Annotated in this window: 12 protein-coding genes and 1 pseudogene; 11 read left to right on the top strand and 2 right to left on the bottom strand. The window is 40.5% G+C overall.

Annotation, left to right across the window (positions count from 1 at the left end; genetic code table 11):
- Nucleotides 1-235 precede the first annotated feature (235 nt).
- Entirely contained in the window at nucleotides 236-481 is a 246-nt protein-coding gene (locus tag E0H88_RS00190) for a hypothetical protein (protein WP_131272667.1), read from the top strand.
- A gap of 54 nt (nucleotides 482-535) precedes the next feature.
- Here E0H88_RS00190 and ygfZ read toward each other — a convergent pair whose 3' ends face one another.
- Nucleotides 536-1,261, bottom strand: coding sequence for a CAF17-like 4Fe-4S cluster assembly/insertion protein YgfZ (gene ygfZ / locus E0H88_RS00185; protein WP_131272666.1), 726 nt, complete (start codon nucleotides 1,259-1,261; stop codon nucleotides 536-538).
- A gap of 122 nt (nucleotides 1,262-1,383) precedes the next feature.
- Nucleotides 1,384-3,519 carry a multicopper oxidase family protein gene (locus E0H88_RS00180; RefSeq protein ID WP_131272665.1) on the bottom strand — a complete coding sequence of 712 codons (2,136 nt, stop codon included), beginning with the start codon at nucleotides 3,517-3,519 and terminating at the stop codon, nucleotides 1,384-1,386.
- Nucleotides 3,520-4,046: 527 nt separating this feature from the next.
- On the opposite strand from E0H88_RS00180, the gene acnD reads away from it, so the two are divergent.
- The 10 genes and pseudogenes from acnD (at nucleotide 4,047) to E0H88_RS00130 (ending at nucleotide 12,502) form a co-directional block, all read left to right on the top strand.
- Nucleotides 4,047-6,665, top strand: coding sequence for a Fe/S-dependent 2-methylisocitrate dehydratase AcnD (acnD, locus tag E0H88_RS00175; RefSeq protein WP_131272664.1), 2,619 nt, complete (start codon nucleotides 4,047-4,049; stop codon nucleotides 6,663-6,665).
- A gap of 182 nt (nucleotides 6,666-6,847) precedes the next feature.
- A complete protein-coding gene (locus E0H88_RS00170) occupies nucleotides 6,848-7,672 on the top strand; it encodes a hypothetical protein (protein WP_131272663.1) in 825 nt (274 codons plus the stop codon).
- Nucleotides 7,673-7,772: 100 nt separating this feature from the next.
- Nucleotides 7,773-8,000, top strand: a pseudogene (locus tag E0H88_RS16025) (antitoxin).
- A gap of 87 nt (nucleotides 8,001-8,087) precedes the next feature.
- Complete coding sequence (locus E0H88_RS00160) at nucleotides 8,088-8,705, top strand: hypothetical protein (RefSeq protein WP_131272662.1); 618 nt, start codon at nucleotides 8,088-8,090, stop codon at nucleotides 8,703-8,705.
- Between the two features lie 150 nt (nucleotides 8,706-8,855).
- Entirely contained in the window at nucleotides 8,856-9,005 is a 150-nt protein-coding gene (locus E0H88_RS00155; protein ID WP_086198845.1) for a zinc ribbon-containing protein, read from the top strand.
- 119 nt (nucleotides 9,006-9,124) lie between these two features.
- Nucleotides 9,125-9,703 carry a DUF4126 domain-containing protein gene (locus E0H88_RS00150; protein WP_131272661.1) on the top strand — a complete coding sequence of 193 codons (579 nt, stop codon included), beginning with the start codon at nucleotides 9,125-9,127 and terminating at the stop codon, nucleotides 9,701-9,703.
- A 313-nt stretch (nucleotides 9,704-10,016) separates the two neighbouring features.
- Complete coding sequence (locus E0H88_RS00145; RefSeq protein ID WP_131272660.1) at nucleotides 10,017-10,223, top strand: hypothetical protein; 207 nt, start codon at nucleotides 10,017-10,019, stop codon at nucleotides 10,221-10,223.
- A gap of 253 nt (nucleotides 10,224-10,476) precedes the next feature.
- Nucleotides 10,477-10,698 carry a hypothetical protein gene (locus E0H88_RS00140; protein WP_086198842.1) on the top strand — a complete coding sequence of 74 codons (222 nt, stop codon included), beginning with the start codon at nucleotides 10,477-10,479 and terminating at the stop codon, nucleotides 10,696-10,698.
- Between the two features lie 277 nt (nucleotides 10,699-10,975).
- Nucleotides 10,976-11,677: a DUF1003 domain-containing protein gene (locus E0H88_RS00135; RefSeq protein ID WP_131272659.1), complete on the top strand. Its 702-nt coding sequence runs from the start codon at nucleotides 10,976-10,978 to the stop codon at nucleotides 11,675-11,677.
- Nucleotides 11,678-12,253: 576 nt separating this feature from the next.
- Nucleotides 12,254-12,502 carry a DUF6868 family protein gene (locus tag E0H88_RS00130; protein ID WP_171458652.1) on the top strand — a complete coding sequence of 83 codons (249 nt, stop codon included), beginning with the start codon at nucleotides 12,254-12,256 and terminating at the stop codon, nucleotides 12,500-12,502.
- The last annotated feature ends 107 nt before the right edge of the window (nucleotides 12,503-12,609 follow it).

The following is a 12,609-nucleotide window of genomic DNA, read 5'->3' as shown; positions in this document are numbered from 1 at the left end:
GATTTCATCGATATTTACATAATCATTACTGGAGGAATTCTGGGCGGACAATCTTAAACCCAGCTTAAGCGATTTGAATGCTTTGTATATCAATTGTCTTGTGTCTAATAAATTGAAAACCTTCAAGTCCAGGCACAGATAAAAAACAGATGAAAATATGCCGTGGCGAAACGGTACTTTGTTTTTAAGCCAATCTTTGTTTAAATCGCGACTGAATTAATGTGTGAGTAGATGAATGTTCATTAAAGCGATTAAACGGGCCTATGATCGAGTCAATCTTGACAGTACGATTGCTGAAGAAGAAAAAATAGATGCTTTACTGATGAAACTGGGTGCTGAATATTTGGTCAGCAAAGAGGACCGTGTCTATATCTTTAAAAAAGGTGAACTTGAAGCAAAATTTGACGCCAAGCATGCGCGTGATTATTCATTTAAAGAATATGTCTGCAAAGATATGAACAAACTGTTTTATGGTTTTTAATCAATCAAAAGCCTCCATTGTTGGAGGCTTTTTTATGAATTTAATCTTTAGAATTTACTGTGGACGTGCCACATCGCCATTTAAGGCTTCAGGCAAATCTAACACTTGCAGCCCTAGTTCAGCCAATGCTTCCGGTTTAGCCACGACCAGGGCCTTATAACCGCCATCAACAGCAATGCTATTGACCACTTCAACATCATTATTCAGTTGGGTTGCAGCGGCAGGGGCATCACCTGTTCCTTGAACCAAATGCAGCCAGTGTTTCGGTTTTGCCTTGAACCACAGACGTGCAATAATTTCCTGACCCAAATAGCAGCCCTTGTCGTAATGTACGCCTTCACGCTGATGCAAACGCAGTTCTTGCGGCTGGAATTCTTGAGCGGTGGTTGCTTCAATCCAGGCCTGACCGGCTTCAATCGCTTGAAGCTGCCAAGCGGCGATATCGGTTTCGTTTGTGGAAAAGTCAGTACTGGCGCCATTCAGGGTAGGGTAAACTTGGCCGACTTGTTCCAGTTTCATTTTCGAAAAAGCACCAAACTTTTTAATGTGTTTGGCAAATTCTTCGGCCTGATCGGCAGTGACCACAATTTCAAAACTTTCCGGATTGATTTTTTTTAGCCATAAGCCAAACTGGATACGTCCTTTTAAACTACAGATCGCGGTATAGCGAGTCAGGTTTTCTGCCAAAGCTTCAGTATTTAAAGTGACCTGACCTTGAAGGAATTTTTGCGCATCTACACCATTTAAAGTGAATAGCGTAAAAGCAGTAGACGTTGCCATGACCAGCCTCTGGGTAAATTTCACAAATTGTTAATGCAGATATTTTGCAGCAAGCAAGACAGATAGGCAAACAAAAAGCCCATATTGCTATGAGCTTGCAAGATGAAAGAGGGTACTTCAGGTCAGTGATGTGCTGGGGGGGGGGTATTACAGTCAAACTTGTCACCACAGATGCGGACAAATTCCATCATGCCCTGATCTTCATGATCCAGAATATGGCAGTGCTGAACAAAATCACCTTCAAACTTTTTATAGTGCGATCTAAGGATGATACGATAGCCGCCCGGTTTCACAAAGATGGTGTCTTTGAATACACCTTTTAAACCACGGTACTGGGCATCCACCACGCCACCTGTTTCATCTTTGACCTCATTATCGGCAACACTGACATCAACACCATCAGGATCTAAAATTTTGACAATTTGGAACGGGTTGATGTGAATATGGAATGGATGCCCGCCGACTATACTTCTGAGTTCCCACTCATCTGTTGCTCCAACTTGTAATTGACGCACATAATGGCCATTAATAGAGCCCGGACCTTCAAACAGATCTCCAAAACTAAGAGAGCTGGTTGGGTTGTTTATATCATGGCTGAAGCCAAATTTAGGGCCTCCAGGGGAGCCAAAACCACTGATAATAAATGAATTAAATTGAGTTGGTCTTGCCGCAACCTCTTGATCGATTTCCGGGGTCATCAGTGAGGCGTGATCTGCAAATGCTGAAAGATTCAGTTGTGAGAGCTGAGCTTGAATCTCTTTGTTTAAACCAATTTTTTTCGCCTGTGCTTGCAGGAACTGGGCTGCTGTTTGTGCTGGCTGTTTGCTGGCTTTGACATTGACCCATCCAATCAGTTGTGCATTTAAAGGGTTATTCGGGGCGAGCTGTGGCTGGATTTGATCGGGTAATGCTGAATTGATTTGGTCATCCACATTTAACACTGTGTCATAAATACAGTATTTATTGCTGGTCGGGAAGGCGACCATGGCATCTTGACGATAACCCGGATGGAATACCGAAAGTGTTCGGGTTTGTACATGATTCATGGTCAAACCATCTTGGGCAATGGTGTTGACCTGTAAACTTTTCAGGCGATCAAACGCCTCTTTCTGGTTTTTTTCTTGATAAGATGAACAGGCCTGAATGGTTTGTTCGGCAGTATAGTTTTTAGATTCAGGAAGTTCTTTAATCATTAAACCGATGGTGTCTCGAACACCGCCATGAATCATGCGCCAACGATTAAATTCATTCTGCTCTACTTTCATCTCGCCTAAAACTTTGCCATTGATGGAGGTGTGATATTTATCCGCTCCCCACGTGGCCGGAGAATTCAGACCGGAATTAACATAATCTTCCAGTATCCCTATCCCTACACAATTATCGGGATTGGTAAGGGTGCCGTCTGAAGCATTGCATCTGTATTGAATTTGTTGAAATAACAGGACTTTTTCATTCGAATCGCTGTTTTTGGCTTTATCTTTCCACAGAATATCCATATCTCCAGTTTCGGTGATTTTGCCTTGTTTATATTTTGGCACTCTGGAACCTTCAACAATGAGTGGGCCGGCCATACCGCTGGAAACTTGAATCGCTGTTGAGCCGTGCACGTGAGCGTGATACCAAAAGGTTCCAGCAGGATGGTTTTTTTCAATTTTATACTGATAGTCAAATTTTTCTTGTGGGGCAATTCTTACGAAGACATTATCACCGTTGCCTTGAGGAGTGACCCAGAACCCATGCGTATGAATGTTGGTGGTATTAAAGCAATTTGGGTTGTTGATATTCTCTACATGATGAGGACAGGTTTCTTCCGATTCGACTGGAAGCTGGTTATTTACGTTCAGGTTCAGAGTTTCACCTTGTTTGATATGAATTTGTGGTCCCACCAAGAGATCATTAACGTAATGCCCCTCTTGTTTTTTATTCAATAAGCTGGGGTTGGTTAAATAGCCTCGCAAGAGAACGGGATTCCATACTTTCGTATTGGGGTTATAGAGCTTATTGAGTTTATAAGTAACAACAAGTTCGTGTTTGCCCTTGGCATTTTTGGGTAATAAGGGCGGGTTGCTAATCACTGAATCAGATGCTTCGGAATTAGGGTGAGAAGGGTGTGACGGGTTGAATGGCTGGGATGGGTTAGAGTGATGTGGTGGATGGGCTGGATGCGATGGGCTGGATGGATGTTGAGCTCCATACCAACTGGAGATCAAAACTGCCAAACCCGCAGTGATGATTCCAATAATGGCTATTTGCAACATTTTATTTCACCTTCTTTGGTTTTTTTGTAATGAGGTTTTTTTTATTGAACAATAATTAAATTCTTAAGAAAGGCTTGATTATAGGGGAATCTGGATGGCTGAAACAGAATAATTGTAAAAATATCTAATAAATATAAGTATTTATGATCAAAGTTTATGTAATTTTTAATGCTTAAGTTTGATAGATAATAGTTTAGAAAAACTTAATTTTTTAAGTGATGACAGACTGTTTAACATCAACATAAATCGCACAATGGACGCTTGTTTTTTATTCGCTTAGGTATATCTAATACTAAAGAATGAGGCCTATTTCCTGCTATTTTTCCAAAAAAAGCACGATTAGAGCAAATATCTTAAAAAATGTGTAACAATATATTTCTAAAACACCTATTTTTATATCTAAGTTTATGAAATATAAAAGATTTGGGAAATGGCTTTTCGGCAGTGTACTATGCCGTTGAACCGATTGTAACTCGTCAACAACAATTACGTAGTCAAGAAAAAGTGATTCAAGAGGCAGGTAAGCTATGAACAACAACTACCGTAAACCGCTGCAAGGTACCCAGCTCGAATATTATGACGTACGCCAAGCCGTAGAAGATATTCAGCCAGGCGCATATGCAAAACTTCCCTATACCTCAAAAGTACTTGCCGAGCAGCTGGTACGCCGTTGTGAGCCTGCCATTCTGGAACAGTCTTTACGTCAGCTGATTGAACGTAAGCAAGACCACGATTTTCCTTGGTATCCGGCACGTGTGGTGTGTCACGACATTTTGGGGCAAACCGCACTGGTGGACCTTGCTGGCCTCCGTGATGCGATTGCCGACCAGGGCGGTGACCCGTCTAAAGTCAATCCGGTCGTTCCAACCCAGCTGATCGTTGACCACTCTTTAGCGGTGGAATATGGAGGTTTTGACCCGGATGCGTTCCGTAAAAACCGCGAAGTGGAAGACCGTCGTAATGAAGACCGTTTCCACTTTATTGAATGGACCAAAACTGCATTTGAAAATGTCGATGTGATTCCTGCGGGCAACGGCATCATGCACCAGATTAACCTGGAAAAAATGTCTCCAGTGATTCAAAAGCGTGACGGCATGGCATTCCCGGATACCTGTGTCGGTACAGACTCACATACACCACATACCGATGCCTTGGGCGTAATTTCCGTGGGCGTGGGTGGCCTGGAAGCAGAAAACGTGATGCTGGGCCGTGCATCATGGATGCGTCTGCCGGACATTATTGGTGTGGAACTGGTGGGTCAGCGCAAGCCGGGCATTACCGCAACCGATATCGTATTGGCATTAACCGAGTTCCTGCGTAAAGAACGTGTCGTGGGTGCGTACCTGGAATTCTTCGGTGAAGGTGCCGACAGTATGTCTGTAGGCGACCGTGCCACCATTTCCAACATGACCCCTGAATATGGCGCGACTGCGGCGATGTTCTATATTGACCAGAACACCATTGATTATCTGACTTTAACCGGTCGCGAAGCAGATCAGGTGAAACTGGTTGAACAATATGCCAAAGAAATTGGTCTTTGGGCTTCAGACATGAAACAGGCGGAATATCCACGTGTACTCCGTTTCGACCTATCGACCGTAACCCGTAACATTGCCGGCCCGTCAAACCCGCATGCACGTGTATCAACGGCTGACCTGAAAGAAAAAGGCATTGCAGGCAATTTAGAAGCCGCTCGTGCGCAAGAAGCAGAAGGCTTAATGCCGGATGGCGCGGTGATTATCGCGGCAATTACTTCTTGTACCAATACCTCTAACCCGCGTAACACGGTAGCAGCAGGTTTATTGGCACGTAAGGCAAACGAGTTGGGTCTTACCCGTAAGCCTTGGGTGAAATCTTCTTTTGCACCGGGTTCTAAAGCCGCTGCACTTTACCTTGAAGAAGCAGGCGTATTGCACGATCTGGAAAAACTCGGTTTTGGTATTGTGGCTTATGCATGTACGACCTGTAACGGTATGTCGGGTGCGCTAGATCCAAAAATTCAGCAAGAAATTATTGACCGTGACCTGTATGCCACTGCGGTACTTTCAGGTAACCGTAATTTCGATGGTCGTATCCATCCTTATGCAAAACAGGCTTTCCTGGCATCTCCGCCACTTGTTGTTGCTTATGCGATTGCCGGTACCATCCGTTTTGACATCGAAAAAGATGCGTTAGGTACAGATAAAGACGGCAATCCAGTTTACTTAAAAGACATCTGGCCATCGGATGAAGAAATTGATGCGCTGGTAAAAGTTGCGGTAAAACCTGAGCAATTTAAGAAAGTTTACATTCCAATGTTTGATTTGGGCGAGCGTGAAAAAGCGGCAAGTCCACTGTATGACTGGCGTCCGCAAAGTACCTATATCCGCCGTCCTCCATATTGGGAAGGTGCTTTGGCTGCACCGCGTACCTTGACCAACATGCGTCCGCTGGCGATTTTGCCGGATAACATCACCACCGATCATTTATCGCCATCGAATGCGATTATTATGGATTCGGCTGCGGGTGAATACCTGCACAAAATGGGCGTGCCTGAGGAAGACTTTAACTCCTATGCAACCCACCGTGGCGACCACTTGACTGCACAGCGTGCAACTTTAGCTAACCCGAAACTGTTCAATGAAATGGTGGTTCGTGCTGACGGTACCATCAAGCAGGGTTCGAAAGCGCGTGTCGAGCCGGAAGGTGAAGTGATGCGTATGTGGGAAGCGATTGAAACCTACATGAACCGTAAGCAGCCGCTAATCATCATTGCGGGTGCGGACTATGGTCAGGGTTCTAGCCGTGACTGGGCTGCCAAAGGTGTGCGTCTTGCCGGTGTGGAAGCGATTGTGGCAGAAGGTTTTGAGCGTATTCACCGTACTAACCTGGTGGGTATGGGCGTGTTGCCGCTTGAGTTTAAACCGGGTACGAACCGCAAGACTTTAAAGCTGGATGGTACGGAACTGTATAGCGTAGTGGGTAATATTGCGCCACGTTCGACCTTGACCTTGGTGATTGAGCGCGCAACTGAGGATGGTAAAAACCAGATTGTGGAAGTGCCTGTCACCTGCCGTCTGGATACCGAAGAAGAAGTTTCCGTTTATGAAGCAGGCGGTGTATTGCAACGCTTTGCACAGGACTTCTTGGAAGGGAATGTGGCTTGATTCATTGTTGAAAAATCTCCCCTAACCCTGAACCATATATGACGCAAGGGGAAAGAGGAAACTCCCTCCTTTTTAAAGGAGGGTTGGGGTGGGTTAGATATTAAAGTAATTGATTTTGTTGTAAAAAGACCCTACTGTTAAGTGGGGTTTTATTTTAGAAGTGTTCAGAGTGACTGAAAAAAATGCAGGTAGAGATATTAAATTCAGCTAAAGAGCTATTTGATAGAGTGAATTTAGATTATCAGAATCTATCTGTTGATTATGCAGATAATATAAATTTTGAAAACAATTTCGATTTGACCCCTGAAGATTATTTAAATTTTACTAAGCAAGATTTAAAGCAGAGGGATGATCGTGGGCTAATTAATGCTCTATCTAATGCTAAAAGGTCAATAGACTGTTTAATTGAAAATATATTAAAAAATTTTGATATTAATATCAAAAGATTACCCAAAGCAGCCTTGGATTTTTGTGATGAGGTGCTTAAGGATGAAAGTAAGCAAATACATCCATTATCTCTCAGGTTATTTTGTGCTTTAGGTTTATCACCAAGGATATTGGTTAGTGAAGTTAGAAACTTAAGAAATAAAGTAGAACATGAATTCAATAATCCAAAGAGTGAAGATGTCTTACGAGCTTATGAGGTTGCTGAATTATTAATTAATAATTTAAAAGCGAAAGAAATTTATTCGTGTGCAATTGATATATCTGATATTCATAAGCATGATGGTTTACCTGCTGGCAGAATTTCAGGAGTACGTTTTTCAGATACATATGGTGAATTACGGAAAAACGGTTCTTTCTATATTTATTTTCGTGATAATAATGATAAAATTTTTTATCATTATTATTTAAGACAAGAAGATAAAATATTCTATTATTTTTTAAAAGCAATGTTTATAGCTGAATTTGATACTGAAGAATTATTGATTTGTATAAAACAAATTATATTAGAAATAAACCCAAATTTAACATTAGCTGAAATAAACATAAGTTTAAGAGAATAAAAATTATTTAAGTTATTTGGGCATTGAAAAATATTAGTGTTGAAGAACACTCAATAAATAAATGTCAAAAGAATATATCAAAATTTATGGACGTAGAAGAATATCTACCACAAAAGTTTTTATGACAGGGCGCAGTCAAGCTATTCGTTTACCCAAAGAATTTCGTTTTGAAGGTAAAGAAGTCGAAATTTTTCGCCGTGGTGTTGAAGTCACTACGTGAAAAACTGCCACAGCAGATCGAGTATTAAAGATATTGGTGCAAATGCCTAATGACTTTTATGCAGAGGGAAAGGTGGATGAACCTCCTCAAGAAAGAGAAGAATTTTGACAAGTAGAATACTTAAAAGTCGAAAATTGGGTAAGACAGGTATTATAATTTTAACTGTATTTTTATAACACATTTTGATTAGTAAAAATGAAAAATCAACTTTTAGCAGAAATAAAACAATCATTTACTCAAGCAAAAGCACATTGTGCAAACAATGAGTTTTTATCCGATGGAAAAGATGAAGTACGAAAGAAACATGCTTGTCGGAGTAAGTTGTGGATAAATTATCTGGCTGAGCAGCTTTTAATTTCCTTAAAAAAAGATAGGTTAGAGGCAGAAGAATATTTAGCATTTTATCAAGCGAATAATGAGAGAAGACAGCTTTTAGGTTTGAATGAATTTTTGTTTGATATTGTGATTGGAAAAATGACCAATATTCAAACAGCGAGTGGATTTCGTAATTCACTTGCTAATGATGAAACACTTAAGGCAATGAGTCATGCAATTTGGATTGTTGAAAGCGAATTAAAATTAAAAGATTCAAGGGCCTTATTGGTTGATATGAATAAACTGGTTCTAGGAAAAGCCAAAAATAAACTTTTTGTAATGAGTATTGATAAGCAAAGTCGAATAGAGCATTGGGCTGAAGAAACATTAAGACAATTAACAAAAGATGATGAGGCGAATGTTTATTTAGCTCGAATCCCTCATCCTAAAGATTGGTTTGAATTAAATGTAGATGACATTGAAGTAATTGAAATTTGATAAAACTTAATGAATATTTCTAAAACTTTAGAGGTTTTTGTAATCATTTCTTGCAAAAATGACACCATAATTTTTCAAAATGAACAATAGACAAACTGAAAAAAGCGACTATACTTTGTTCACCATTTCTAAAACCTATGGAGAACAAAAATGGTTACTGCTGGCTCTAAACCCGGAACAGGCTTCTATTTTTGTGTCAAATGCGGACACCGCACCTACTTAGAAATTGGTACTGATCGTCTACCACCGTGTACCAAATGCCTTGGCAATCAATTTAACAATAAAATTGCGATTGCCTAAGCAGCACCCATAAAACAGTTATCCTCTGTTTTGAACAAAGCCCTATTCATCCATAGGGCTTTTTTGTTACTTTCATTTTAAAGCACCGCAATAAATGCAATCCATAAAAGGAAATACGCATGGAAACAATACTCGGTTTATGTATAGGCATTGGCCTAAGTGCTGCCTGCGGTTTTCGTGTCTTTGTACCCTTACTGGTCATGAGTATTACATCTCTCATGGGCTGGTTTGAGCCAATGCAAGGCTTTGAATGGCTGGCGCTGCCATCCGTCTGCGTGGCTTTAGGCATTGCAACGCTGAGTGAAATTGCTGCTTATTATATTCCTTGGGTAGACAATGCCCTGGACACGGTGGCAACCCCCGCAGCAATGATCGCCGGAACCTTGGCAACCATGGCAGTGAGCAGTGGGGAAATGTCGCAGTTTGCCAGCTGGGCGGCCGCAATTATTGTCGGTGGCGGTACCGCAAGTGCAGTTCAATTAAGTACGGTGGCTGTTCGTGGCGTATCAACTGCAACAACGGGTGGAATAGCCAACCCTGTGGTGTCTACAGGGGAATGGATTGGGGCATTTTTACTTTCGATCCTGTCCCTGCTGGTACCTGTGCTGGTGGTGATTGTTGTATTGCTGTTGATGGTGTGGGTTGTACGCTGGATACGCCGTAAGAAACAGGACAATATCAATAGTCCGGTGCTATAGGGAATGGGTTTGCATCAGGTTGAGGTCATTTGAGTGGGCTGCACTTTATTCCTAATGCTTATTTTTCTTAGCCTTACCCGACTCATAAGCTTGCGGAAAGCTCTATCGTGATTTTGCCCAATCAAATCGAATTGAGAAATAAGCTGCTGTTTTATATAAAAATAAAAAAATATGAAAAAAAGATGTAGATCACCAAAACTAGTGATTGATTTTTACTCAATAAAGGCATAATTTTAATATGGAATTAAACCCATAAATTTTATATGGGTTTGTTTGTGGTTCAACTTTATAAAAATTATTCGGGGAACTATCAATGATCAAATTTATTGTAGATGAACAGCCTGCAGCTAAAGGCGTACACTATATACACAATGCGACACTGGGCTGCGAAGACCTGCCAAAATCGGATGACCAGATTTTGATTGGCTACTTTGCAAATTATGAACTTGCCTATAAACGCGCAAGAATGAACTGGCCAACAGAAAAAGTGGAAGGTTGTAGCAAGTGCTGTACAAAATAATTCAAAGCTGAAACCGAAAAACTCTGCCCGATTGGCGGAGTTTTTTTATTGGGCTGATGATTAATTTCGCTGCGAAACCCTAAAATGTTTCAATCATAAGTCAGTTTTTTGAATAAATATAAATAGATAGGAATAAATAACGAATAAAAATCGCTCCTCATTCAACTACGGACTGATTATTGGGAATTGTTTGAAAAATGCTCAATACACCCTCATTTTAAACTTTATATTTACTGTGTTTAGGGCGGCTTAATTGCAACATTATCTTGATCTGAACCACGACTCTGGTGTGGCCAACTATGAAATTGGCAATGAGTTTATTCGTGTTCAATTTAAGAAGAATTCAAAAATTTACACCTATAGCTATGCCAGTGCCGGCTATCAGCATATTGAAAACATGAAACAGCTGGCGCAGTATGGCGATGGCCTAAATGCCTATATCAATCATCATGTGAAACAGCTCTATGTTCGGTAAATGACAGTGGAATTTTAAGCTGGTCTTTGCTTTAAATTTTTGTTTATTCATCCATAAACGGAATAATGGTTTAACGGCTATAGGTATATAGGGCGTGGCACATGCATCTTAAAAATTGCTGGATGCTTGCTTTAAAATTAATCTAAAAATATGGAACTGAATTAATCTAAAACCAAGCTTTCCCTGGCAAAATGTAAATCAATAAGCGTTGATTAGACTCGGAAATCATCATCACATCACGGCATATTGCATAGAGATAAAACAGAAGGTATGGGGTATGAATGGAAAAACAGAATGTCAAACATGCATGGTCTGCAAGAAAAGCTTTCCTAAAAAAAATCTTATCCCGATCGGAACAATTCGAAAAGTCATTACCGAGGAAATTTCAAAGGATTTTCCACAGTGGTCACCTGGCGACTTTATCTGCCAGGTCGATTTAACCAAATACCGCATGCAGTATGTACAGTCCATATTAAAATCTGAACAAGGTGAAGTCACCGATCTGGAATATGAAGTGTTGAACAGTATGCAACAGCATGAGCTGATCAGCAAAAATATAGAGAACAAGCTTGATCAGAATTGGACTTTTGGAGAAAAACTGGCCGATAAAATTGCAAGTTTCGGCGGTAGCTGGACCTTTTTGATCTGCTTTGCCATTTTCTTGGCGCTGTGGATTTTGGTCAATACCGTGATCATGGTGAAACATCCAGCAGATCCATATCCCTTTATTTTATTAAATTTAATGCTGTCCTGTTTGGCCGCCATTCAGGCACCCGTAATCATGATGAGCCAAAACCGGCAGGAAGCCAAAGACCGCTTGCGTTCGCAAAATGATTATCAGGTCAACTTGAAAGCTGAACTGGAGATTCGGCATTTACATGAAAAACTCGATCATCTTTTAATGCATCAGTGGGATCGTCTGGCTAAAATTCAGGAAATTCAACTGGATTTGCTGGCGGAAATGACCAAGAAGAAATAGTGGCTAGGGAGCTGAAAGGTAAGTTTTAGTACTCCAGTGCATGAAGATGGAGAAAATATTCCGGTTCATGTCAGTTTGGCGCAATAAAAATCGGCATTTTGCATCAATTTGGGAAATTTTTTTATAGATTTAGATAAAGCGGGAAAATATTCCAAAAACAATTAAAAATGCAAAATCTTAGGAAATTAATCCCGCATCTCTTTGGTTATTCTATATCTCAAGGGTGTGAAGGGATCGAAAAGAGTAGATTGCTGCCAGTTGCGTACAACGTGAGTGTAGTACTTACCCACAAGGTCTTGATTCGGCTTAGGACGCTATAGATTACCAATTTATAGGCATAAGGTTATAACTTACAAAGTTATAATAGTTGAAGTAAAACAGTATGTTTTCCCTGACCCCCTAAAAAATTCTCCAGCCAAGACAAGTATTAAAAAAAATTATAAAAATTATTAAAAACAAATACATGGTTTTAAATTTAGCTGCAAAAAAGCGGATACAAATCAGTTGTTCATTTTCCTTCATAAAATCTGCTAATTTAGAATATATAAGCAAGCATCCGGTCAGGTCATAAAAATGATAAATGATGATGTTTGGAGCCGTTTTTTACTGTGTTCATTACTTATAAATTACATCATCTTAATGATCTGGTTTTTGGTGTTTATTTTTGCCCGTAACTGGATGAAACAGGTGCATGGCAAATGGTTCCAGCTTTCCGATCACACCTTCGATGCCATTCATTATGGGGGCATGGTCGTATATAAAATTGGCATTCTATTGCTTAATCTGGTGCCATTTCTGGCCTTATATCTGATCCGAAATTCCTAGGCCGGATTGGAGGATTGAAACGGTTGATATAGAAAGGTTGATATAGATAGATCGTCTGTAAACAGCGGTTTCGGAGCTGATAAAAACAGAACCGCTGCTATAAAAAA

Source organism: Acinetobacter sp. ANC 4216, assembly GCF_004331195.1.
GTDB lineage: Bacteria > Pseudomonadota > Gammaproteobacteria > Pseudomonadales > Moraxellaceae > Acinetobacter > Acinetobacter kookii.
Note: the sequence above shows the minus strand (reverse complement) of the source record. Positions and strands in the feature narration are given on the sequence as shown.